This window comes from Flavobacterium sp. KACC 22761 (assembly GCF_034058155.1).
In the GTDB taxonomy this organism is placed as follows: Bacteria; Bacteroidota; Bacteroidia; order Flavobacteriales; family Flavobacteriaceae; genus Flavobacterium.
On sequence record NZ_CP139148.1, the window covers coordinates 1,070,392 to 1,095,890 of the forward strand.

The window sequence follows — 25,499 nt, forward strand, 5'->3', positions numbered from 1 at the left end:
CGAAAGTCTCGTAAGTTTCCAAAAACTTTATGACATTCGACTTTTGACTTTTAACTAATTTTTATTTTCTCGTTTCATCACTCGCGGCACGATCTTCACCATAAGTATCCGTTCGATAGTGCTCTTCGTCGCCTTCTAAAATTTTAAGATAACTATTGTAACGCGACCAGGCGATTTCATCTTTTTCTAAAGCGGCTTTTATGGCGCAATGCGGTTCTTCTTTGTGTAAACAATTGTTAAACTTGCATTGATCTTTTAATTTGAAGAATTCTGGAAAATAACCGCTGATTTCTGATGGTTCCATATCCACAATTCCGAAACCTTTAATTCCTGGTGTATCGATAATTCTGGCATCAAATGACAAATCGTACATTTCAGCAAAAGTTGTGGTATGCTGGCCTTGCTTGCTTTGCTCTGAAATTACGGAGGTTTTCAAATGAAGACTTGGCTCCATCGCATTCACTAAAGTCGATTTTCCGACTCCCGAATGCCCAGAAAACATACTGACTTTGCCGACCATCATTTCCTTCAGCTTATCAACGCCTTTATTTTCTGTTGATGAAATACGGAGACATTTATATCCAATTTCCTGATAAATATGCTGTAAATAAAGCTGATCGTCTAATGTTTGTTCTGTTAAAGTATCGATTTTATTAAAAACAAGAATCGCTTCAATTCCGTAAGCTTCGGCAGTAACCAAAAAACGATCTATAAAACTTGTAGTTGTTGGTGGATTATCGATTGTAACCAATAAAAAAACCTGATCGATATTCGAGGCAATAATATGAATCTGCTTAGACAGATTAACCGATTTGCGAACAATATAGTTTTTTCTTTCGTGGATATTATGAATCATTCCGGTCACAGCATCTGAAGTTTCCTCCAATTCATAATCAACAATATCGCCTACAGCAATTGGGTTGGTACTTTTTATACCTTTAATTCTAAATTTCCCTTTCATACGGCATTCCAAAAAATCTCCATTTTCAGATTTTACGGTGTACCAGCTTCCTGTAGATTTATAAACGGTTCCTGTCATTCTTTAATTTTAGATTGCAAATTTTAGATTTTAGATTGCTCTTTAACCTCAAAAAATAAAAGGCAAAATTACGTTTTTAGAATGGAACAACGCAATTTCGCCTTTTAAATTTGAAATCTAAGCTTTGGATTTCCGAATTTTACCAAACAATTTCGGCTAAAACGTCATTTTCTTTTACTTTTCCTAACTGAATCGTTTTCAAAGTTCTCGACACTTTTCCGGCTTTGGTTGTATAAATTTCCACCATAATTGTGGCCGGGCCGTCTTCGGTCAATGTCGTTTCGCCAAAGAAATCGGTTTTGATTTGATATTTTCCTTTTACTGCATTTCTTATCAAATATTGCTCTGGGCCGTAACCTTGTGTAAAATCTTTAGAAAATCTTCCGCCAATTTCTGTGTTGGTATGACTATAATAACATTCTTCGCCGGTTGGCTCAATTACATGCAAATCCAAATCAACATCCATTTGGTTCCAGTTCATGATAATTCTGATATCAACTGGCATTTTTGCCATATACTTTTTGTCTAATTTTCCTATTTTCAATCCAGGATGTTCGCTCATTAATCTGTTAATATCCATTAAAACAATATCTTCAACACCTTCATATTGTCCGCTCATTTCTCCGTAATAATTTACTTCAAGTGATTTTACTAATTCATCAAATGCCGCTTGATATTTTCCGGCATCTTCCAATGCTAAAGCATAATCTCTAAGACTTTGCGGTTCATGTTCTCTCCATTTTGCAACCTGTTTTGCGGTAAAAACAGCATCCTCATAATCTTTCCACTGACGCAAAGTATAAGTCAACGTTTTATAAAGTTGATGATTCTCTAAACCTAAATCGGCGATATTGCTAATAATCAGCAATGCTTTTTTAATGTCGCCTTGATTGTAGAAAAAGTGTGCCACATCAAAATAAAAACTCGGGTTTCTCTCTTGTGCTTTTCTCAATTCGAAATACAAGTCATATTGTTTTTCTTTTGATGCCGAAGCCAGCGCCTTTAAATACAATCTATCTGGATTCCAACTTTTTGTTTGAACAACACCACTATTTGAAGACTTCTTTTTCGTTGTGATAATAATAACTCCATTTACACCGCTGCTTCCATATGCAGAAATTCTAGCAGCATCTTTCACAACTTCTTCCGATTCAATATTATCTGACTTTATATCGGTCAATTCGCCATCGTAAAACTGACCATCAACTATAATTAAAGGTTTATTTGTATTTACTTGTATTACTTCATTGTTATTTGGCGACTGCGTTACTTGCAAGCCCGAAACTTTACCTTCGAGTGCCTGTGAAATATCTTTATTTTTTGAAGTCCCTTCTCCAAGAGCACCAACAACATCCGATTTTTTTTGAGTTCCATAGCCAACTACAACTGTTTCTTGAGGTTCTACAATCCTTTCATCTTTACTAATCACTTCACTCCCAACTTTTTTATCTTTTAATTCAGTGATTTTTGGCGTATCCTCAGTAATCTCCTGTGCTTTTGAAACAACTGGTGGAACAAATTTTACTTGATCAACTTTTGGTGCTTCCGTGTTATACACATTATTGTCTTCTTGAATTACTGTTGTAGCCGTTCCCGCACCAACAGGCTCATCAATTGTAAGTGTCGCATCTGGATCTCCTTTTATAGTTTCACCAGCGTGAGTATTTATATCACCATCTCTATATGCAACACTTGTTGGTGCTGGAGCTGATCTTTTATATTTATACTTCGATGCAATTTTCTGCCCATTGTATTTAACGTTCTTTTTCCACCAAACATTTAATCCGTTAAAATAACCCTCAATACTTTCCCAATTATTTTTTTGTTGTGCTAAAGTAGCATCGTGCTCTTGTTTTTTGATTTGATCAAATTCGGCGCGTAATTCTGCCGGTGGTAAAATATCATACATAATATAATCGCGAACATTTTCCAGAACAATCAAAGAAGTATTTTTTGTCACAATTCCGAATTTCTTTCCCAGAAGCTCAATTTCATCTGCATTTTTAGTGTATTGCAATTCAAGATTGGCAATTTTTTTCTGTGCCCAAAGTTTTTCAATATTTATATCCGAAGAATTTTGAACAGTCGCATCAAGCGTAATTTTCTTTTCTGAAACAACCTCATTATTATAGCCAAATAATAATGTAATTTCATTTTGTGGATTCAGCGAAATTCCTGAAAAACTGAAATTTCCAGAAACCGAAGTTCCTTCCATCGGAAATAAATCGGTCACAGTTAAATTCTCTTTTATGCCAAGAAACTTCAAACTTGTATTGGTCAATTTATCCAAAGCCGTTTCCGAATTTATCTGATTTAAATTGATAAAATTGCCACCCGTTTTCACTGAAGAAAAATTCAGAAAAGCAAAATCTGCCGAAACTGAAGATGTAATGGTGTAAATTGGCTTTTTTGTTTTTGGAAGAACATTTTCGCTCAAAGACGATAATCCGTCAGAAAAGAACAAATATTCATCTTGATTTTCAAAATTGATTTGCGAAAAACGAGTTCCACCATCGTATTTTGTTTTTTCTAAAACCATTTTTAGCTCAGACCAATTTCCATTTGAAACCACAAAATCTTTTTGTTTTTCGAAAGTATAATTCAAAAAGTACAAAGTCACTTTTGTGTTTTTTATTTTCTGAAAATAAGCATCCAACAAATCCAATTCTTTTTTCAAATCGCGCGTTTGACAGCTCAAAGAATTATCCCAAATCAAACCTATTGTATTTGGAGTTTTCTTCGCCATTTTGTTTCCATCAACAAAAGTATTTCCATAAAAATAATACTGCCCGCCAACATTCTGCATCACGACACTTGGAATATCTTGCCGAATCGGAATTTTAAAAAGTAATTTTTCAGAAGGCTGATAGTTTTCTTTCTTTTCAGAAGCTTCAAAAGATTGATTCCATTTTGAAAAAACAATTTCTTTTTCAGATTCTCCTGAAACAATTGGTTTTGCCACAGCGCCTAAAACCGAAACATTGATTTCAAATTTATCCAGCTTTTTTGGATAACGGCTCAAAAGCTGATATACCAAATTATCTTTATCTGAAGCTGAAAGTTCTTCTTCATAGCCAATAACTACGATTCTTTCTCCATTTGGCATTAACGGATAAATTCTGGTTTTAAAATTATTTCCATCGACTTTTTCCAATAATCCCGGATCAACACGACGGTGCTCGATGGCTTCAAAAACTTGTTTCCCTTTATTTTTGTTTACTGGAACAGCTTCTCTCAATTTCCCATTAATATCAATTGCATATCTGGAAACAGAAACATTTTCAGGTAACGGAAAAATAAGTTCTGCTTCCATTTGGCGTGTTCCCGAATTAAAAAAATGCATCTCAGCAGCAGTATATGCAATATTGCCTACAATTTTCACATTAACTTTGAGCTGACTCATTCTGACTTTCTCAGCATCATCGCCTTTGACCGTCAATTCTGGACTTTGCGCAAAATTTTTTGTTCCGATAAACAACAAGAAGAAAAGCAATAGATTCCAATTCATTTGACAAATACGCGCCGCAAACGAAAACAATTTTAATTTCATGATACAAAAATTAAGGTTCATATTGTCATAGAGAACAAAAAACAACAAAAGGTTGGGAAGATAATTATTTTATTTTTATCTGTTTAATCTGAATCCAACATAAGTTTATCTTACTGACCTTATGAACCATATCAAAAATCAAATTATTTAATTATATTCAGCAAGTAAATAATAGTAAAATGATATCAAAAACAAAATGCGCTGTAACAGCTTTATTGGCAATCTTTCTTGTTTCTAACGAATTGAAAGCACAAATAAAAGCAATCAATATAGAAAGCATGTATATTGCAAATCCACCCGTGACGACAAACAGCCACGCATCAACTTTAGTGGAATACAAACCAAATGAGATCTTAGCCGCTTGGTTTGGAGGAAAACACGAAGGGGCAAAAGATGTGGGAATTTATATTTCAGCTTATAAAGACAAAAAATGGTCGGCACCAAAAGAATTGATTCAGCCCCTAATAAAAGGTGCAGATACATTGCCTTGCTGGAATCCGGTTCTTTTTAAAGCTAAAAGCCAGAATTTGTATTTGTTTTACAAAGTAGGAAAAAATCCAAGAGAATGGTTTGGCGCTATGATTGTTTCAAAAGATAACGGAACAACTTGGGGAGAACCAAAATACTTTCCAGAAGGAATTTACGGACCAATTCGTAATAAACCAATTGAAACGACTCCGGGCGTAATTTTATGCGGAAGCAGTACAGAAAGCGTTAATACTGATGAATGGAGAATTCATGTTGAAGAATACACAGAAGCAACTGATTCTTGGAAGAAAATAACGGTAGAAAACAATCAGAACTTTAATGTCATTCAGCCGACATTTTTAATTCATAGTGCGACAGATATTCAGATGTTATCCCGAAGCAAACACAATAAAGTAGTTTCAAGCTGGTCTGGAGATAACGGTAAAAGCTGGATTAGAACCAATACAATCAATGTGATCAACTCCAATTCAGGAATAGATGCTTTAACCATAAATAAAAACCTTTTTTTATTGGTAAACAATCCATTACCGCAAGGAAAAGACTGGTTTAACGGAAGAAATATTTTGGACGTAGAATATTCAAAAGATGGATTGAACTGGAAAAAATTATTTGATCTAGAAAAACAGGAAAAAGGCGAATTCAGTTACCCGGCAATCATTCAAACTACCGATAAAAAAATACATATTTTATATACTTACGACAGAAAGTACATCAAACATACCACATTCGATTTGAATTAATCAGTATAATATAAGAGTTCTTAAATCGTATTCGTCTTAATGCGCAGTGTAAAATCTGCGAGCAATTAATTTTTCTAGCAGATTTGCACATTTGCAGATTTCTTCTCCATTTAAAACTAGATCAATATACTAAAAATCAAACAATTATTGATACAAAAAAAATCTCCACCACTTCTTACTTAAGCGATGGAGATTTTACAAAAAACAATCTAATGTAAATTATGCTATAAGAAAACTTAAAAACAAAGTTCAAAAGATTCTAAACCAACTTATATCATAATTATATTTTTAAGAAAATTATGCGTTGAAAATTTTCTCTTGGTGACCAATACTTTCTTGGTGAATTGCTTTGAATAATTTCAAAACAAACTCTTCCGTAAGACCTTTTTTCTCACCTTCCAAAATCATTTTTCCTAAGATTTCGTTCCAACGGTTATTTTGAAGAATTGCAACGTTTGCATCTTTTTTCACTTGACCAATTTCGTCAGCAACTTTCATACGTTTTCCTAACAATTCTAACAAGTTACCATCAAGAACGTCGATGTTGGCTCTTAATTTTTTCATTTTTTGGCTGTACTCATCTGTAGTATCATCCGTTTTTCTGATAGTCAAATCTTTGATAATTTGCTTCAAAGCATCTGGAGTTACTTGCTGCGCAGCATCAGACCAAGCGTTGTCTGGATCGTAGTGCGTTTCGATAATCATACCATCGTAATTCAAGTCTAAAGCTTCTTGAGTTACTTCGAAAATCATATTACGGTTTCCTGTAATGTGAGACGGATCGATGATTAATGGCAAATCAGGGAATTTGTTTTGCAATTCGATAGCAATTTGCCATTCTGGAATGTTTCTGTATTTAGTTTTTTCGTAAGTAGAGAAACCTCTATGAATAACACCTAATTTCTCGATTCCCGCCATGTGTAAACGCTCAACACCACCTAACCATAAAGCTAAATCTGGGTTTACAGGGTTTTTCACCAAAACAATTTTATCAGTTCCTTTTAACGTATCAGCAATTTCTTGAACTGCGAAAGGGTTTGCAGTCGTACGCGCTCCAACCCATAATACGTCGATATCGTGTTCTAAAGCTAGTTTACAGTGAGCCGCAGTTGCAACTTCAGTACCCATTAATAAACCAGTTTCAGCTTTAGCTTTTTGCAACCATTTTAATCCAATTTCACCAACACCTTCAAATCCTCCCGGACGAGTTCTTGGTTTCCAGATTCCAGCTCTGAAAACACTAACTTTTGAATCTTTTAATTCGTGAGCAATTTTCAAAACCTGATCTTCAGTTTCTGCACTACAAGGTCCAGCTATCACAAGTGGGTGATTTAAATTGAAATCCTCTAACCACTTTCTCATTTCTTTTTTATTTTCCATCGTTTTTATAGTTTACTTTTTTATAGTTATTCCGTTTAATATTTCTCTAATTTTATTTACGCTTTCCATTTCTTCAAAAATGGCATCGTAATTGTCGTCTGCCAGCAAATCTCTAAACTGAGTCAAATTTGCAATATAACCTTCTAAGGTTTCCAGAACGTATTCTTTGTTTTGTTTAAAAATTGGTGTCCACATTGCTGGTGAACTTTTTGCTAAACGAACGGTACTTTCAAATCCACTTCCCGCCATATCAAAAATATCTTGTTCGTCTTTTTCTTTTATCATTACTGTTTTTCCTAGCATAAACGAACTGATGTGCGATAAATGCGAAACGTAAGCAATGTGTTTATCGTGCGAAACGGGATCCATATATCGGATTCTCATTCCTATTTCGCTGAAAAGCTGCAACGCTTTTTCCTGCAATTTGAAAGCGGTTTTTTCCACTTCACAAATAATGTTTGTTTTTCCGTTAAACAAACCTTTTATTGCTGCTGAAGGTCCAGAAAACTCTGTTCCTGCAATTGGGTGCGTGGCAATAAAATTTCTTCTTTTCGGATGATTCGCCACCACATCGCAAATTGGCTTTTTGGTCGATCCTACTTCAAAAACAATTGTCTTGTCTCCAACTGCATCCAGAACTTTAGGCAAAACTGTCAGCGCAATATCTACCGGAACCGAAACGATTACAAAATCTGCTTTTTGTAAATCTTCGAAGCTTCCCGCCTCATCAATAACTCCAAGATCAATTGCTTCCTGCAAATGTTTTTCGTTATTATCAATTCCGAAAATAGTCGCATTCGGATGCTTCTCTTTGATGTCCAACACCATCGAACCGCCTATTAACCCTATTCCTATTACGTATACTTTCATAATTTTTTAAAATTCCAAGCTTTAAAATCCAAATTCCAAATCTTACTTTTCGATTTGTCACCCTGAGCGATCCCGAGGCTTCGGGAGAAGGGCGCTCCAATTGGCACGGGGCTTCGACTCCGCTCAGCCTGACAATCTGGATAAAAATCTTAATACTTAATTCTAAAGTCTTAATACCTAAAACCTATCTATCGCTTCTTGTACTTTTTCTTCTTTTACACACAATGAGAATCTGATATAACCTTCGCCGTTGCTTCCGAAAATCGTTCCCGGTGTAATGAAAATATGTTTCTCATATAATATTTCGTCAATGAACTTTTCTGCCGATTCTATTCCTTCTGGAAGTTTTGCCCAGACAAAAAGCCCAACTCCTTCTTTATATACTTTACAGTTTAACTTTTCTGCCAACTTTTCCGTTAACTCTCTTCGGCGTCTGTAAATTTTATTTTGATCTTCAAACCACGATTTATCACATTTTAAAGCTGCGATAGCTCCTTTCTGAATTCCGTAATACATCCCGCTGTCCATGTTGCTTTTTACTTTTAGGACTGCATCGATAATTTCAGGATTTCCTAAAACCATTCCGACTCTCCAGCCAGCCATGTTGAATGTTTTACTTAATGAATTCAATTCTAAAGCCACATCTTTCGCTCCTTCAACTTGCAATAAACTCATCGGATTATCATTCAAAACAAAACTATACGGATTATCGTTGATCAATAATATATTGTGTTTTTTAGCAAAAGCAATCAATTTTTCAAATAACGCTAAACTCCCTCTCGCTCCTGTTGGCATGTGCGGATAACCCAGCCACATAATTTTCACTTTCGAAAGGTCTAATTTTTCAAGAGCTTCAAAATCCGGTTCCCATCCATTTTCTTCTTTCAAGTCATAATAAACTGGAACTGCCTGAACCAAATTGGTTACCGAAGTATAAGTCGGGTAACCTGGATTCGGAATTAAAACATGATCGCCTTCATTTAAAAATGCCAACGAAATATGCATAATTCCTTCTTTTGAACCCATCAGAGGCAAAATCTCATTAATCGGATTTACTTCAACACCAAACTGATCACGATAGAAATCCGCCATCGCCTGTCTCATTTCTGGCAATCCCTGATAGCTTTGATAGCCATGCCCGTTTTCATCTTGAATTGCCGCAGCGACTGCTTCAATTACTGCTTTTGACGGACTCAAATCAGGGCTTCCAATTCCCATGTTGATGATCGGTTTTCCTTCAGACATCAACTGACGAACTTCTCTTAGTTTTGATGAAAAGTAGTATTCTTCAACTGTGTCTAATCGTTTTGCTGTTGTAATCATTTTTTTTAATTTTTGCTGTATGCTTTAAGCTTTAGGCTATATGTTTTTTATTTTTGACTTTAAGACTTTCGACTTTATAACTTTACGACTCGCTTAAAGGTTTTGTATTCTTATATTCTCCCAACACTTTAAAATACTCAGCCATAATGTTTAATAACGTTTTGGCTTTTGCAAAATCTTCGTATTTCTCAAATGTTACATCTACGAAGAATGAATATTTCCAAGGTGTTTCAATTTTTGGAAGCGACTGGATTTTTGTCAAATTCAGTTTGCAGTCGCTCATTACATTTAAAACCGCTGCCAAGCTTCCTCTTTTATGATCCAATTCAAATTTTACAGATGCTCTGTTGATTTCGCTTTCTGGCAAAAATGAATTTTGCTTTTTGATGATTACGAAACGAGTCATATTGTTTTTGATCGTTTGAATCGATGATGCAATAATATCCAGATCATACATTTCAGAAGCGGTTACACTTGCAATTGCTGCAATTCCCGTTAACTGTTTTTCTTGAATTCTTCTTGCTGTTTCAGCCGTATCTTTATCCTCAACCAATTTGATATTTGGATATTGTTTCAAAAAATCCATACACTGCAAAAGTGCCATCGGGTGCGAATGAACTTCTTTGATATCTTCAATTTTTTGGCCTTTTAAAGCCATCAAATTCTGCTGAATGTTTAAATAATGCTCTCCAATTATGTGTAAATTATTCTTGTCAATCAAAGCATAATTCGGAATAATTGGCCCTGCAATTGAATTTTCGATCGCCATAACGGCCTGATCAGATTTTCCGGCAATAAGGCTGTCGATCAATTCTTCAAAAGATAAACATTCATCAATATCCACATTTTCAGAGAAATACTCTTTCACAACCTGATGATGAAATGATCCTTTTATACCTTGTATTGCAATTTTCGTTGTCATATAGTCAAAAAAAAATCCTGATTTGCATCAGGATTGTATATTAGTTTTATTTGTCTTAAAATTTTTCTCAAATAACCATAGCACAATCCTGACTTCTACTAAAGAAGAAATAAAAATTGTTGCTAAAATAAAAACGGTTACTTGGCATTTTGTTTGTGTTTTGTTTTAAATTCTCTGCGAATGTATAAATTATTTTTAGCGCACCAAAAAAAAGATTGCATTTTATGAAACAAAAAAGGATTTCTTAACAAATTTAGCAGGTTTTGTATGATAATATAAAAATATCGGCTTAAAATAAGAATATTAAAACGAGGTTCTAAGGTTCTGAGGTGCTAAGGTTTTTTCGCCACGAATTTAACTCAAATCTTTGTGGTTTCGTGAATTCGTGGCTATTTCACCTCTAAAACAATCCAGAAACTGGTCTATTCGTAATGCCTATTTTAGAATAATCAAAATCCATTTTTTGTTTTAATAATGAGGCGTACACACTTCTAAAATCAATTTCGTATTTTAAATCGCCATTGTCTAGGTCTGCTAAATTTGGATTTTTCCCTAAAATGGTTCCTTTATTATTTCCTCCAATAATAAACATTGGCGCAGCGGTTCCGTGATCGGTTCCGTTTCCGTTGTCTTTTACCCTTCGTCCAAATTCTGAGAAAACTACTATCGTTACGTTTTGCAGTAATTGTGCTTGTTTTAAATCGCTGTAAAAACTGTATAACGCATCATTTAACTCTCCCAATCTTTTTTCGTGAATGGCAAGCTGATTGTCGTGCGTGTCAAAACCACCTAGAGAAGTATAATAAACTTTCGAGTTTAAGTTTCCTTTTATCAATCTTGAAATCCATTCTAGGTTTTTAGATAATTCTGTTTTCGGATAACTTATTTCGTTTTTCGATTTAGCTAATGCTTTCTGGATTTCATCTGAACCCTCTGTTACCGAATTGGCAATTTTTCGAACAAAATCTAAATGCGGATTCTGCGACAAAGTCACATTCTCTTCTTTTGACTTCACCTTAAATCGATCTGGATCTTTTATCGTAATAAAATTAGGTTCAACACCTTTTAAAGCCAAATTGTCAATCGAATCCAAATTTATACCAGCTGTTGCTTGATGTCCGTTGCATTGCAAATCCAGAAACCTTCCTAACCAGCCTTCATTAATATATTTATTAGAATCGGTTGCGGTCTGCCAGATTTCCTGACTTCTAAAATGCGAACGAATTGGTTCTGGATAACCCACATTCTGAATTACGGTCAAATCTCCGTTTTGTTGCATTTGGGCAAAATCTTTTAACGAAGGATGAAATGCCATTCCTTTATTTTTTCCGATAACCAAATCTTTATTTAATGCAATTTTCGTTCGGTAATCATAATACAATGGATCATCATACGGAATAAAAGTATTCAAACCGTCGTTTCCTCCGTTCAATTGTACAAAAACGATGCATTGTTCGCCAACTACTAAATTGGTTTGCAAACTAAAAGCGTGTAAAAAATCAGGAAGAACAAGCATTCCACCTGTAAAAGTTCCTGTCAATGTTAGAAAATTCCTTCTGTTCATGATTCCTTATTTTCTAAATTAATTGATATTCGGGCAATTTTGTAATGTAATTAAACAATCGAATTACAGCGAAATTGGCGTGTTCTTCTTTTGGGTCAAAATCGTATTTGAGTAAATTTTCCATGTCTTTTTGCATCGAATCATTCACATCAAATAATAATCGGTTTGACAATTCAGTAATGATAGTTTTGTTATTTCCATCGGAATCAAAATCGATTTTCACATCAATTTTGTCGAATTCTAGTTTTGGCTTCTCATCTTCTCCCGTCATTGTGTTCAATACTTTCTTTGAAATACTTCTTCCACTGCAAAGCAAATCAGATGTGTTATTTCGCTGTAAATAAATTTGAGAAGTCAGCCACGAGTTCCCTCCGTCCCAGCCTTTTACATTTACTTGATTGTATAAATCCATTCCTTGTTGCCGAAGAAAAAGCGCTATCATCGCGTCATCAAAATCTTTTACTTCTAATTCTTCAATCAACTGAATGATATACACTAATGGATTTTTGATTTTGTTTCCCGAATTCTCTTTGGCATATTCTTCGGTAAAAATTTTTGTTAGCAAAGGTTGAATCTCGAAGTTTTTCTTTCGGAAATAATCGCCATAATAAGTCACCAAATCCTCGGGCGGATTATCATAAATAAACCATTTCAGAATTTTTCGAGTAATGAGATAAGGCGTATTTTTCTGTTCGAAAATGATATCAACAAGATCATCTGCTTTCCAGTTTCCGGTTTTCCCGAAATAGGTTTTATCACTGTTATCTTCCGGAATTTTTCTATAAACACCTCCGTCATCGCCATAATTTAAACCTGCGAGTGCTTTTGCGCCTTCTTTGATATCATTTTCAGAATAATTGCCGATTCCGATAGTAAATAACTCCAACAATTCCCGACTTAAATTCTCGTTGTATTTGCCTTTTTTATTATCGACATTGTCTAAATACTTTATCATCGCATTTGATTTTACGATTTGCTTGGTTAACTCTTTGAAGTTTCCAAAAGCATGTTCGCGCAAAATCATATTGTGCTGATAAATCCAGTAATTGACTTTTACTTTTTGCGAAGTTGAAACGAAATGATTGTGCCAAAAAACGACCATATTTTCGCGAAGCGGAAATTCATCTGTTCGCATTTTATTAATCCACCATCGTCTTAATTCGATGCCTGAATAAATTTCTTTTTTCAGAATTTTCTTTTTAGCATCAGAATCAGCATCTTTTATGGCTTGCTTAAATTCTTTTAATTCGATAAGTGTTTTGGGATCATCTTCTAAAAAAGCAGGAAGCTGTTTATCGAATTTTGAATCATAGGAATGTTTTAGAAATTTCTCTAATCCTAGTTTTTCAATTTTATCAGATTCTTTTCCAGAAAAACCCAATCGCAGTGACCAAAGATTGCTTTTTTTCATAATTCAGAAATTATTACAATAAGACTTGACTTTCTCTTAAAGGTTTAATTTAGAGAAAGTTTCTGAGTTACTTAGTTATTGAGATGGTAAGTTTTAAAAAATCTTTGGTAATAATTAGAACGGGGAATTTTTAGGGATATTGTTTTAGCAATATTGAACAACCATAATCGAATATAGCCCGTGACTTCAACCACGGGAACACAAAGCATTACTCTAATCCGTTTCCCGTGGTTGAAACCACGGGCTATGCTTAAACAGCATTTTTAAAACTATAGAAAAAGCAATATTCTAATTTTGCATTACATGCCTAATTCTATTTTTTGTTCTCTAAATTCTCTTTATAACTTTTTGATTTTTCTCTTATCAATTTAGAAGAAAAAGGAATACCTGAGTTTAATCTTTGTTTATGCGACAAACAATTTTTACTCTCTTTTTTATGTTGATATTTTGTTGGCAATTCATCCAAACTTGCTTTAGTAAATTTCCAACCATATTTACTTAAAGCTAAAAACAGTTGTCTATTAATATAAGAATCAAGTTCATCAGAGTACTTATATAAATTAGTATAAATGAAAGATGATATCCAACCATCATGAATATTAATTACTTTCTTTAGGAGTGAAAAAACGGTATGATCTACTTTTCTTCCATTACAAACATCTCTAATTTTCGATTTTAACCTATTAAAATTAGCTAAAGAAGGATAAATTTGCTTTCCATCAAAAGTTACTGAAAGGAAAGTCAAAAAATCAACATCAATCTTTAGGATTTTAGTTTTTTCACCTTCCTCTAAACTATGAATATCTAATTTTAACTCTTTTAAAATTTTGCAACAATCCTCATAAGCTTTCTCACATTCTTCTTTAGTTTTACAAAGAATTACAAAATCATCCGCATAACGAACTAATTTATAATCTCTTTCAATAAGAAATTGATCAAAAGGCGAAAGGAATATGTTAGAGAATAATGGTGACAAAGGACTGCCTTGTGGAATACCTTTATCTACATCTTTAAAATTGGATCTTTTTTCAACATCAAAATCATCTAATCCTCCTAATTCCTGATTAAGTGCTTTATCCAATAACTTATTAATAGAATCATCTTGAAGCTTTGGATAAATATAATTATTCAATAAATCCTCCTTATTAACCTTTCCAAAAAAATTTATTAAATCTGCTTCTAAAGAATATATGTAACCATTTTTATAATGCTCGATGATTTTGAAAATTGCATCTTTCGTTCCAAGACCTTTTTGATAGGCAAAACTAAAACCATTGCTTTTTTCTAGTAATTCTTTAAATACTTCTTCAAGTTCTACAGCAATAGATTTTAATACAACCCTATCTGAGATCTCAGGAATTTGTAATGGTCTAAATTTTCCATTATTTTTCGGAATTAATACAGCTCTGTTGGGTGAGAAAAAGTATTTTCCTTTTAATAAGAGAGATGATATTGAAGCAATTTTATCATCTTTGTTTTTTTCAAAATCTTCTATTGTTTCTTTAGAAATACCATGAGAAGATTTATTAGTTTTATCTAAATTATCCCAAGCTTTTTTTAAAGATTCGACTGAAGATATTTTTTCCAATAATGTTTTTGACATGTAGTAATTTGATTGTAAAGACCCTTAGAATAACAATTTGTTAGTATGACAGACTCCACAAAATGAGCGCAGAACCCTTTAATGAAATGAATAGCCAAACAACTAATGAAGTTCGAACTAACACTTTGGAAAGGTGTTCTTGGGCAATCCTGACGAAAGATTGAAGAGACAATCTAAAGTCGAACGCTAACTTAAATCGAAATCTAAGCTGGAATTCTTGAGCGTTAAAGACTGCATTTTTTTGGTTTGCTGGGTTTTCTCCAGTTCTGAATTCGATAGTGTATCCATAGTTTTCAAAATTAAGGTTTTTTCCGATATACGAAAGTTTTTTCGAAATTTCGCATGCTTTTTTAAATCCGCAGCTTTCTGCCTGTCCGCCTCACTAAATAAATAGCTTGGTGCCAATGTTTCTATAGGTTTCTGTCTGTCATACACAATGGCATCAAACGAGATAGACACAGAACCCTTTAATGAAATGAATAGCCAAACAACTAATGAAGTTCTAACTAACACTTTGGAAAGGTGTTCTTGGGCAATCCTGACGAAAGATTGAAGAGACAATCTAAAGTCGAACCAAATTAATTCAAAGAACTAAATTTTAAATTAGTTAAGTTTTTCTCTTAAATATTTTAAAAGAAAAACTTAACTATATATTTTGTAAAAAAAGAATTAAGACCCACACATCTCACAATCCTCAGGATCTGCCGCTTGTGCTTTTAAAAGCATTGCTTTGTAATCCTCAACACTGATTGATTCCGTTTCTTGAACTAAAGATGGAGTTTCTTCTTTTTTATCGTTGTTTAATGTGAATTTAATCGCATCTACAGCCGCTTTTGTTCTTAAGTAGTACATTCCTGTTTTTAAACCAGATTGCCAAGCGTAGAAGTGCATTGACGTTAGTTTAGAATAGTTTGCATCTTGCATGAACAAATTCAACGATTGAGACTGGTCAATAAAATATCCTCTTTGGCGAGACATATCAATAATATCTTTCATCGACATTTCCCAAACTGTTTTGTAAAGATCTTTCAAGTCTTGCGGAATAATATCTATATTTTGGACAGAACCATTATGACGCATAATTTCCTGTTTCAATGACTCGTTCCATAAACCTAGTTTTACCAAGTCTTCAAGTAAATGTTTGTTTACTACGATGAATTCTCCAGACAATACACGACGTGTGTAAATGTTTGATGTATATGGTTCGAAAGCTTCGTTGTTTCCAAGAATCTGAGAAGTTGAAGCAGTCGGCATTGGCGCAACTAATAATGAGTTACGAACTCCGTGTTCCATCACTTCTTTTCTTAATGAAGCCCAGTCCCAACGGCCTGATAATTCCTCATCTTTCATTCCCCACATATTGTGTTGGAATTCTCCTTGTGACATTGGCGAACCTTCGAAAGTTGAATACGGTCCTTCTTCTTTTGCCATTTCCATAGAAGCGGTTACAGCAGCGAAATATAATGTTTCGAAAATCTCTTGGTTCAACGCTTTTGCTTCATCACTTGTAAAAGGCATACGAAGCATAATAAAAGCATCTGCTAAACCTTGCACACCTAAACCTACTGGACGGTGACGCATATTTGAATTTTCAGCTTCTTTTACTGGATAGTAGTTTCTGTCGATTACTTTGTTCAAGTTACGCGTTACACGTTTTGTAACATTGTAAAGTGCTTGGTGATCGAATTTTCCGTTTTCAATAAACATTGGCAATGAAATAGAAGCCAAGTTACAAACTGCAATTTCATCTTTAGAAGTAAACTCCATAATCTCTGTACACAAGTTCGAAGAACGAATTGTTCCTAAATTCTTGTGGTTCGATTTACGGTTTGCTGCATCTTTGTACAACATATATGGCGTTCCAGTCTCGATTTGTGACTCAAGGATTTTCTCCCATAATTCACGAGCACGGATTGTTTTTCTTCCTTTTCCTCTGAATTCATAATCTGTATATAAAGCTTCGAATTCATCTCCGTAAACATCATATAAACCTGGACATTCGTTAGGACACATTAAAGTCCATGTTGAATCTTCCTGAACACGTTTCATGAACAAATCTGAAGTCCACATAGCAAAGAATAAATCTCTTGCACGCATTTCTTCTTTTCCTGTATTTTTCTTTAAATCCAAGAATTCGAAAATATCAGCATGCCAAGTTTCGATGTAAATCGCAAAACTTCCTTTACGTTTTCCACCACCTTGATCTACGTAACGAGCTGTGTCATTGAAAACTCTCAACATTGGAACAATTCCGTTTGAAGTTCCGTTTGTACCGCGAATATAAGATCCTGTTGCACGAACGTTATGAATAGAAAGTCCGATTCCTCCCGCTGATTGTGAGATTTTTGCTGTTTGTTTTAATGTATCGTAAATACCATCAATACTATCATCTTGCATTGCCAAAAGGAAACAAGAAGACATTTGCGGTTTTGGCGTTCCTGCGTTGAACAACGTTGGCGTTGCGTGCGTAAAGAACTTTTTAGACATCAAATCGTAAGTTTCAATTACCGATTTTAAATCATCTAAGTGAATACCAACCGAAACACGCATCAACATGTGCTGCGGACGCTCCACGATTTTTCCGTTTATTTTAAGAAGATAAGAACGCTCTAAAGTTTTGAAACCAAAGTAATCGTAATTAAAATCTCTTGTATAAATAATGTGAGAATCTAAAAAAGCAGCATTTTCTTGAATTACTTTGTACACGTCATCTGCAATTAACGGTGCATCTTGTCCGTTTCTTGGATTTACGTAATTGTACATATCTTTCATCGTTTCAGAGAAAGATTTTTTAGTATTTGAATGTAGATTCGAAATTGCCACACGCGCTGCCAATTGAGCATAATCTGGATGCGCAATAGTCATAGAAGCCGCCGTTTCTGCTGCAAGATTATCTAGTTCAGAAGTAGAAACCCCATCATACAATCCTTCGATAACTCTCATGGCTACCTTCACTGGATCTACGAGCTCATTCAAGCCGTAACACAATTTTTTGATTCTTTCTGTAATCTTATCAAACATTACGGGCTCTCTGTGGCCATCTCTTTTTACTACATACATAAGCTTACTATTTATAGTTATTGAAAAAATGAAAGTACCTAGAGAACGAACTCCAGCACTTAAACATTGCGTGTTTTAAAATTAATTTTAGAGAATTGCGAAATTCTCAATAGTTACCCGTTTCAAATTCGGAAATCGAACTTAAATACGTCAAAAATTGCTATTGAATCTGCGATTTGGGAAAGAGATTCAACCTTAAAATATTCTGTTAATCTTTTTTCAGCATTTCTTGAAGAAGCAAATGCTAAAAGTTTTTTGTTGTCTAAAAATCTGCATCAAATGAAATTTTCTGAGCATCACTGTCTGTGTTCATCACACCAGATTTTTGATACTCTGCAACACGTTTTTCAAAGAAATTAGTTTTTCCTTGAAGAGAAATCATGTCCATGAAATCAAACGGATTCGCTGATCCATACACACGCTCGCAACCTAATTCTACTAATAATCTATCAGCAACAAATTCTAAATATTGCGTCATTAAAGTAGCGTTCATACCAATTAAACTCACCGGAAGCGATTCTGTAACAAATTGTCTTTCGATATCTAAGGCATCAACAATGATTTCTTTAATTCTGTCTTTTGGAACTTTGTTAACCAAGTGATGATTATGCAAGTGAACTGCAAAATCACAATGTACACCTTCGTCACGAGAAATCAACTCATTAGAGAATGTCAAACCTGGCATCAAACCACGTTTTTTCAACCAATAAATTGAACAGAAAGCTCCTGAGAAAAAGATTCCTTCAACGGCAGCAAAAGCAATAAGTCTTTCAGCAAATGAATCTGACTCGATCCATTTTAAAGCCCATTCTCCTTTTTTAGCAATTGCCGGGAATACTTCTAAAGCATTAAACAATTCTGTTTTTTCGGCTTCGTCTTTAACGTAAGTATCAATTAATAAAGAATAGGTTTCACTGTGAATGTTTTCCATCATGATTTGGAAACCATAGAAAAATTTAGCTTCAGCATATTGAACTTCGTTTACAAAGTTCTCAGCAAGATTTTCATTTACGATTCCGTCAGAAGCCGCAAAGAATGCTAAAATGTGCTTAATGAAATATCTTTCGTCATCATTAAGTTTATTATTCCAATCTGTCAAGTCTTGGTGCAAATCGATTTCTTCGGCAGTCCAGAAACTAGCTTCCATTTTTTTATACCATTCCCAAATATCATGGTGTTTGATAGGAAAGATAACGAAACGATTTTTATTTTCTTGTAAGATTGGCTCTATTTGCGACATGACAATATTGTTTAATTTTTATACTAAAATTTTGCTTTTTCAGTACACTACAAAGATTGTCAATTGTTGCCAAAAATAAAAGTCAAACTTATTCACAATCGGGAGTAGTTTTTAACAACAGCCCAAAAGCAGCAAACTTTTCAGACAATAATTAATTTATTGTAAATGAACATTTTAAAACCTTATTTTACCCCTTGAAGGGCTGTAAAATATAGACTTTTTGAAATAAAAAGCAAGAAATTTTTAATTGTTTTTAAAAGTTTTTTTGAGGCTCAAGCTTTGTTTTTTTGATTAAAACTCGAGCAATCCCAAGCACGGCGAATGACCGTTGTTTTATTAAGAATTTTTAAGTTCTTCGGCAACTTTTTCAAGCTCCAAATACCAATCTTCACCAAAGCGACGAATCAAAGCTTCTTTGACGAATTTGTAAACTGGAACTTCCAATTCTTTACCCAATGAACAGGCGTCATCACAAATATCCCATTTATCATAATTGACAGCGGCAAATTCAGTAAAGTCCTTTACACGAATTGGATATAAGTGGCAAGAAACTGGTTTTTTCCAATCAACGATTCCTTGATTGTAGGCTTGTTCGATGCCACAAAGCGCAGTTTTTCCATCAAAAATCACGTAAGCGCAATCTTTATTGTCAATAAGCGGCGTTTCAAGATCGCCGTCGGTTCCTTTTACCCAAGTTCCCTGCGCTTCAATGGCAGCAATACCTTCTTTTCTTAAAAAAGGTTTCACTTTTGGGTAGATTTCTTCTAAGATTTTAGTTTCAGCCTCATTCAAAGGCGCGCCCGCATCTCCATCAACACAACAAGCTCCTTTACAAGCAGACAAGTTGCACACAAATTCTTTCTCCAGAATATCTTCTGAAATAATAGTTTTACCTAACTGAAACATGATTCTAAAATACTGTAATTTATAAAGTGCAAAGATAGTCAAAGAAAGGAGATAAAATAGGATGAAAATTTAACCGCAAAGTTCGCAAGGGTTTACGCAATCCCGATAGCTATCGGGAGCAAAGTATTATTAGTTTTTTTATCCTTGCGAACCTTGCGTAATTCTTTGCGGATTTTTGTGGTTAAACCAGCTATTGTTACAAATATCACTTTTTTAACCTATAAAACATATTTTTATAACAAAAATACATCGTAACGAAAAAACACCTAACTTTATTAACTACTTTTGCAGCAGTTTTTTAAACCTTAAAAATCAAAATGATATGTTAGAAATCAATTTCAAAGAAATCATTACTGTTGGTATGGTGCTTTTTGCCGTAATCGATATTGTTGGCTCAATTCCGATTATTGTGAATTTAAGAGCGAAAGTTGGCCACATTGACTCTGAAAAAGCTTCAATTGTCGCAGGAGCCATTATGATTGTTTTTCTTTTTGTTGGGGAAGGTTTGCTGAACCTAATTGGCATTGATGTTCATTCATTTGCCGTTGCAGGATCTTTTGTTTTGTTTTTTCTTGCTTTAGAAATGATTCTAGGAATCCGAATTTATCGTGATGAAGAACCGGGATCAGCTTCTATCGTTCCTTTAGCATTTCCTCTTATTGCCGGAGCAGGAACTATGACTACTTTATTGTCGCTTCGATCTCAATTTCATACTATTAATATCATCATTGCTATTCTGCTGAATATCATCTTGGTTTACATTGTTTTAAAATCATCTAAAAAAATCGAAAATCTATTGGGAGAAAACGGACTTGGCGTAGTCCGCAAGACATTTGGCGTCATACTTTTAGCAATTGCTGTTAAATTATTCGCTGCTAATGTTAAAGGTTTGTTCGTCTAACATTTATTTTTATACTTTTACCCCATAAAATTTCTAAAAACAAAACTTTAAGCCATTTTTTTAAAGTTTTACTTTGATTATTTTAAACAAAAAAAACCAGATGAAAATTTTTACTTCAATATTAGTGCTTTTGGCATTAGCTTTAATTGTTTTTAATATTACGCTATTAGACTTCAAAAATCCATTTCAAGGGGATAGTATGGTAGCTTTTATTGGAATCGCAGCTTCTTTCTGCGCCGTATTGATTCTTTTGATTTTTAGAATATCCAAAAGAATTGAAGAAAAAATGAACGAAAACAGATAACATGTTTGATGTTCTAATTATTGGCGGAGGCGTATCAGGCATGTCTTGTGCTTTAGTCTTAGGCTCTGCAAAAAATAAAGCTTTTGTTACCGATAAAAAAATCGGAATTTTTACACATCAAAAGAATTCTTCGTTACAAGAAGCAATTTTCTACAATGCTTATGGCATTACACCAGGAAAATTAGGTTCTGAACTGCTTACAGAAAGCACACAGGATTTAGCGACAACTTACCCACACATTGTTCAGATTCCTAATGAAAAAGTAATAAAAATTGAGGGCAATTATCCTGAATTTACTGTTGTCACGAATAAAAACTCTTATAAAACAAAAAATATCGTTGTCGGAATTGGTTCTGCCAACACTTTTGACATTGAAGGTTTGACTCAATTTGTTGAACCTCATAAAAAAGCACTCCCAGAAAAACAGCGAATTCAGCTTAAAAACGAAGACCACAAAGTTGCTGATGGAATTTACGTAATTGGGACTTTAGCAGGCTGGAGAAGTCAATTAGCCATTGCTGCCGGAAGTGGTGCCGCAGTTGCCACAGATATTCTAACTTTATGGAATAATGGCATACAGACTCATTCGCACGATAGCATTCGATAAATAAAATTATTAAACCATATAAGTCATATAAGTTCATGTAAATTTATGCGCAAAGCATTAAATGAACTTATATGACTTATACGGTTTAATTTTCGTTTCTAATTATTTCACCGAAATAATCTGAGTTACTTTAATATGGTTTTCGTCTTCGTTTTTCCAGAATTCTCCTTTTACTGAAACTTCATCACCAATTTTTACTTGTTTGTAGTTTTGTGGTCCGCCCACATTTACAATACTGATTGTGGCAAAATACACTTCTTTCTGAGCTGTGTTGATTTTTGCAGTGTAACCGTCTTTTCCGCCTTCAATTGATTCTACTTTTCCTGAAACTGTTCTAGAAGTATCTTTCGCACCAGCACAAGAAATAATAAATGTCATCAAAACAAAAAGGAAACCTATTTTCTTTAAATTTTTCATATAATTGTTTTAGCCCGCAAAATACGTGATAATCATGCTAAATTTGCCAAGTTCTATTTTAAGTTAGTATTAAATTCTTTTCAAGATTTATGCCAATTGAACACAACTTCCAGCAATCACTTTTAAAATACCATCAAATTGTTTCCAAACTCTGATGTAACGAAAAGCACCATCAATAGCAAAATCTCCAAAAGCTCCTTTTAATGAAACCGTTACCGCAACAACTGCAACATTATCAATAATATTGATGTTTTGATCTAATGCTTCGAGGGTGTCAATTTTCATTTTTCCTGAGCGATACGAATCCAAATCAAATTCTTTTGTAATGGTGTTTCCATCTGGCAAATTGAAAAGCAAATCGTCGTGAAGGATTTTTTCTAAAGTTGAAACATCAGCTTTTTTAATTGCTGTCAAAAGTTCTATTTCGGCATTTACAACTTCTTCTATTGTCATCTTTGAACACTTTTAAGATTGTTTCTTCGGACTCAAAATTGATTTTATCATAGCGTCTTCTTTCAAGACCACATTGTAATAATATACTTCGCCAAATAATTGTCTTGCAAACTCTGCTGTAATATAGCGATTTACTAGAGCTTTGGTTTTATCCAATTTTAAATCCAAACCTGTTATTGCCACGTAGTTTTTGAACTTTTTGAAATAAACATCAGACGTTTTCATTTCTTCTAAAAATGAAGCAAAATTCAATCCAGCAAATGCTTTTCGGTTTTTATCCAATTCTTCAAAAACGAAATGTCCTACAATTCCGGTTTGCAACAAATAAGCAACATTTTCATTTCCGTGCTCTGCTTCCATCGGAACAAAAACATCAGGAACGATTCCTCCTCCGCCATAAACGATTTTTCCTTTTGGAGTTTTGAATTTTAAAGAATCTGCTACTTTAATGCTATCTTTTGCATAAAGCTCCCCCGATTTAATTCGAGATTCTGATTCTTTAAAATATTCTTCGTTTCCTTTTTTATAAGGCTTTTGAATCGATCTTCCTGTTGGCGTGTAATAACGCGCTACAGTTAATCTTACCGCTGATCCGTCATTGAAATCCATTTCACGCTGCACCAAACCTTTCCCGAAAGAACGGCGTCCAACAATAACACCGCGATCATTATCTTGAATAGCTCCAGCCAAAATTTCACTTGCCGAAGCACTGTTTTCGTTTATTAAAACATATACTTTTCCGGTTTCAAAACTTCCGGCTTTTGTGGCATATGTTTTTTCAGTTTCACCGTTTTTATTTTTTGTAAAAACAATCAATTGTTTGTCTTTCAAAAACTCATCGGCAATTGCTACGGCTTCTTCCATATAACCACCGCCATTGTCACGAAGGTCGATTACAAGCGATTGAATACCGCTTTGTTTCAATCTCGTTAAACCGGTTTTGAATTCTTTATACGTTGTTTCGGCAAATCGGTTGATTTTGATGTAACCGGTATTGTTTCCAAGTAAAACCGAAGCGTCAACACTTTTTATCGGAATAACATCTCTGCGTACTTTAAATTTCAGTTTCTTTTGTTCCGATTTTCTAAAAACAGTCAATTCAATTTCTGAACCTTGAAGTCCTTTTAATTTCGAAAACAAACTGTCTGAAGGCAATTTTCTTCCAAATAATTTCGTTTTCCCAGCAAATAAAATGCGATCTCCCGATTTAATTCCCGCTTTCGCTGAAGGTCCGTTTTCAATTGGTTTTATAATCGCAACTGAATCTTTATACATGTAAAAATTAATCCCGATCCCAACGAAATCGCCTTTCATGCTTTCGGCAACTTCGGCTTGTTCACTTGGTGGAATATAAACAGAATGCGGGTCTAATTTGGAAAGAATATTATCAACTGTAAGATTTACAATCGAATCTGTATTGATGCTGTCGACATATTCATTATTAATAAAATCGATCAGTTTGTTAAGTTTGGTTTTAGAATAATTTTTGGCCAAAAGCTGATCATCTGCGGGAGCATTCATCAAGCTTCCCAGCACAGTTCCAAGAGCAAAAGTCGCTCCGATCACAATTGGCAAATATTTAGAATTGAATTTCATTTACTCTTCTAAAACAGGAATATGTTCGACTTCAATACCTGCTTTTATTAAAAATTGAATTCCAGAATCATCACGATATCCATCTTTATACACCACTCTTTTTATTCCGGATTGATGTATCAATTTACTACATTCTTTGCAAGGCGAAAGCGTAATATACAACGTTGCGCCTTCACAAGATTGTGTTGACCGAGCTACTTTTAAAATTGCATTTGCCTCGGCATGAAGAACATCCCAACGGGTTAATCCTTCTTCATCTTCGCAACAATTTTCAAATCCCGATGGCGTTCCGTTATAGCCATCAGAAATAATCATTCGGTCTTTTACGATAATGGCGCCTACTTGCTTGCGTTTGCAGTACGAAAGCTGACTCCATTCTTTTGCAATTCTCAAATAAGCCTTATCGTATTTGTTTAATTTTTTTATCTCCATTTATTTTATCTGTTCCAAATTGGGCTTTCAACAATCATTGGAATCACAACTCCAACAATAAAAGCCGACATTACAAGCGCCCAATCGCGTTTTGAAAAACGAAATACCGTTTGCACTATATATGATAGTATCAAAGCTACGAAAACTACAACTAATTGTGCTGCTTCAATTCCTAACGCAAATTCCCCTAAAGGTAATAATTTTGAAGTTGCTGTACCACCTAAAATTGTTTTAAAATAATTTGAGAATCCAAGTCCGTGAATTAGTCCAAAAAACAATGTAACAATGAAAACCAAATTTACACCTTCGTTTTTAGTAGCTTTTCCAGCTGTAAACAAATGATATAAGGCGGTTATTAAAATCGTAATTGGAATTAGGAATTCAACAAGATTTACTTTTACTGCAATTATTCCGAAAACAGAAAGAATTAATGCTACAGTGTGACCGATGGTAAAAACAGAAACCAAGAGCAAAATTCGTTTCCAATCTTTAAAAGTGTAAGGAATCGTTAGTGCGATTAAAAAAAGAACGTGATCGTAGGCGTGGATATCTAAAACGTGTTTTAATCCTATCTGAAAATAAATCCAAAATTCTGACATAGGTGGCATTTCTATTAAATGATTAGGGGATGTAAACTTACGACTTATTTTGAAAATTTCGTGAAGTCCATCTTTAAAACAACGCAGAAAATT

Annotated in this window: 21 protein-coding genes; 4 read left to right on the plus strand and 17 right to left on the minus strand. The window is 34.1% G+C overall.

The genetic code is table 11. The features are described from left to right. Nucleotides 1–61 precede the first annotated feature (61 nt). Nucleotides 62–1,039, minus strand: coding sequence for a ribosome small subunit-dependent GTPase A (rsgA, locus tag SCB73_RS04770; RefSeq protein ID WP_320568962.1), 978 nt, complete (start codon nucleotides 1,037–1,039; stop codon nucleotides 62–64). A gap of 139 nt (nucleotides 1,040–1,178) precedes the next feature. Beyond that, nucleotides 1,179–4,589: a VIT domain-containing protein gene (locus tag SCB73_RS04775; protein ID WP_320568963.1), complete on the minus strand. Its 3,411-nt coding sequence runs from the start codon at nucleotides 4,587–4,589 to the stop codon at nucleotides 1,179–1,181. Between the two features lie 179 nt (nucleotides 4,590–4,768). Between SCB73_RS04775 and SCB73_RS04780 the strand changes: the two genes are divergently transcribed. Further along, the gene (locus SCB73_RS04780; RefSeq protein WP_320568964.1) at nucleotides 4,769–5,818 is read left to right on the plus strand and encodes a sialidase family protein; all 1,050 of its coding nucleotides are present in this window, start codon (nucleotides 4,769–4,771) and stop codon (nucleotides 5,816–5,818) included. Nucleotides 5,819–6,115: 297 nt separating this feature from the next. On the opposite strand, the gene SCB73_RS04785 is transcribed toward SCB73_RS04780, so the two are convergent. The 10 genes from SCB73_RS04785 to SCB73_RS04830 all read right to left on the minus strand — a co-directional run bounded on the left by SCB73_RS04785 (nucleotide 6,116) and on the right by SCB73_RS04830 (nucleotide 20,097). After that, nucleotides 6,116–7,198 carry a bifunctional 3-deoxy-7-phosphoheptulonate synthase/chorismate mutase type II gene (locus SCB73_RS04785; protein ID WP_320568965.1) on the minus strand — a complete coding sequence of 361 codons (1,083 nt, stop codon included), beginning with the start codon at nucleotides 7,196–7,198 and terminating at the stop codon, nucleotides 6,116–6,118. 12 nt (nucleotides 7,199–7,210) lie between these two features. Next, on the minus strand, nucleotides 7,211–8,068 hold the full coding sequence (locus SCB73_RS04790) for a prephenate dehydrogenase (RefSeq protein ID WP_320568966.1): 858 nt from the start codon (nucleotides 8,066–8,068) through the stop codon (nucleotides 7,211–7,213). A gap of 177 nt (nucleotides 8,069–8,245) precedes the next feature. Further along, complete coding sequence (locus SCB73_RS04795) at nucleotides 8,246–9,391, minus strand: pyridoxal phosphate-dependent aminotransferase (RefSeq protein ID WP_320568967.1); 1,146 nt, start codon at nucleotides 9,389–9,391, stop codon at nucleotides 8,246–8,248. A gap of 82 nt (nucleotides 9,392–9,473) precedes the next feature. Next, a complete protein-coding gene (locus tag SCB73_RS04800) occupies nucleotides 9,474–10,313 on the minus strand; it encodes a prephenate dehydratase (protein ID WP_320568969.1) in 840 nt (279 codons plus the stop codon). A gap of 400 nt (nucleotides 10,314–10,713) precedes the next feature. Next, entirely contained in the window at nucleotides 10,714–11,877 is a 1,164-nt protein-coding gene (locus tag SCB73_RS04805; RefSeq protein WP_320568970.1) for a DUF1501 domain-containing protein, read from the minus strand. Nucleotides 11,878–11,890: 13 nt separating this feature from the next. After that, the gene (locus SCB73_RS04810) at nucleotides 11,891–13,288 is read right to left on the minus strand and encodes a DUF1800 domain-containing protein (protein WP_320568971.1); all 1,398 of its coding nucleotides are present in this window, start codon (nucleotides 13,286–13,288) and stop codon (nucleotides 11,891–11,893) included. Nucleotides 13,289–13,601: 313 nt separating this feature from the next. Continuing rightward, nucleotides 13,602–14,891, minus strand: coding sequence for a reverse transcriptase domain-containing protein (locus SCB73_RS04815; protein WP_320568972.1), 1,290 nt, complete (start codon nucleotides 14,889–14,891; stop codon nucleotides 13,602–13,604). A gap of 669 nt (nucleotides 14,892–15,560) precedes the next feature. Next, nucleotides 15,561–17,951, minus strand: coding sequence for a ribonucleoside-diphosphate reductase subunit alpha (locus SCB73_RS04820; RefSeq protein ID WP_320568973.1), 2,391 nt, complete (start codon nucleotides 17,949–17,951; stop codon nucleotides 15,561–15,563). A gap of 262 nt (nucleotides 17,952–18,213) precedes the next feature. Next, a complete protein-coding gene (locus tag SCB73_RS04825) occupies nucleotides 18,214–19,191 on the minus strand; it encodes a ribonucleotide-diphosphate reductase subunit beta (protein ID WP_026728414.1) in 978 nt (325 codons plus the stop codon). A 336-nt stretch (nucleotides 19,192–19,527) separates the two neighbouring features. Next, nucleotides 19,528–20,097 (minus strand): DUF3109 family protein, encoded by a 570-nt coding sequence (locus tag SCB73_RS04830; protein WP_320568974.1) that lies wholly within the window; start codon nucleotides 20,095–20,097, stop codon nucleotides 19,528–19,530. A 322-nt stretch (nucleotides 20,098–20,419) separates the two neighbouring features. On the opposite strand from SCB73_RS04830, the gene SCB73_RS04835 reads away from it, so the two are divergent. The 3 genes from SCB73_RS04835 to SCB73_RS04845 all read left to right on the plus strand — a co-directional run bounded on the left by SCB73_RS04835 (nucleotide 20,420) and on the right by SCB73_RS04845 (nucleotide 21,909). Then, on the plus strand, nucleotides 20,420–20,998 hold the full coding sequence (locus SCB73_RS04835) for a MarC family protein (protein ID WP_320568975.1): 579 nt from the start codon (nucleotides 20,420–20,422) through the stop codon (nucleotides 20,996–20,998). A gap of 100 nt (nucleotides 20,999–21,098) precedes the next feature. After that, a complete protein-coding gene (locus tag SCB73_RS04840; protein WP_132987565.1) occupies nucleotides 21,099–21,302 on the plus strand; it encodes a hypothetical protein in 204 nt (67 codons plus the stop codon). Between the two features lies 1 nt (nucleotide 21,303). Beyond that, the gene (locus tag SCB73_RS04845) at nucleotides 21,304–21,909 is read left to right on the plus strand and encodes an FAD-dependent oxidoreductase (protein WP_320568976.1); all 606 of its coding nucleotides are present in this window, start codon (nucleotides 21,304–21,306) and stop codon (nucleotides 21,907–21,909) included. Nucleotides 21,910–22,011: 102 nt separating this feature from the next. On the opposite strand, the gene SCB73_RS04850 is transcribed toward SCB73_RS04845, so the two are convergent. The 5 genes from SCB73_RS04850 to SCB73_RS04870 all read right to left on the minus strand — a co-directional run bounded on the left by SCB73_RS04850 (nucleotide 22,012) and on the right by SCB73_RS04870 (nucleotide 25,406). Further along, nucleotides 22,012–22,326, minus strand: coding sequence for a hypothetical protein (locus tag SCB73_RS04850; protein WP_320568977.1), 315 nt, complete (start codon nucleotides 22,324–22,326; stop codon nucleotides 22,012–22,014). Between the two features lie 87 nt (nucleotides 22,327–22,413). Continuing rightward, nucleotides 22,414–22,779, minus strand: coding sequence for a nuclear transport factor 2 family protein (locus tag SCB73_RS04855; RefSeq protein WP_320568978.1), 366 nt, complete (start codon nucleotides 22,777–22,779; stop codon nucleotides 22,414–22,416). 12 nt (nucleotides 22,780–22,791) lie between these two features. Beyond that, nucleotides 22,792–24,375: a S41 family peptidase gene (locus SCB73_RS04860; RefSeq protein WP_320568979.1), complete on the minus strand. Its 1,584-nt coding sequence runs from the start codon at nucleotides 24,373–24,375 to the stop codon at nucleotides 22,792–22,794. Then, entirely contained in the window at nucleotides 24,376–24,807 is a 432-nt protein-coding gene (locus SCB73_RS04865) for a deoxycytidylate deaminase (protein ID WP_320568980.1), read from the minus strand. Between the two features lie 5 nt (nucleotides 24,808–24,812). After that, entirely contained in the window at nucleotides 24,813–25,406 is a 594-nt protein-coding gene (locus tag SCB73_RS04870) for a HupE/UreJ family protein (protein ID WP_320568981.1), read from the minus strand. Between the last annotated feature and the right edge of the window lie 93 nt (nucleotides 25,407–25,499).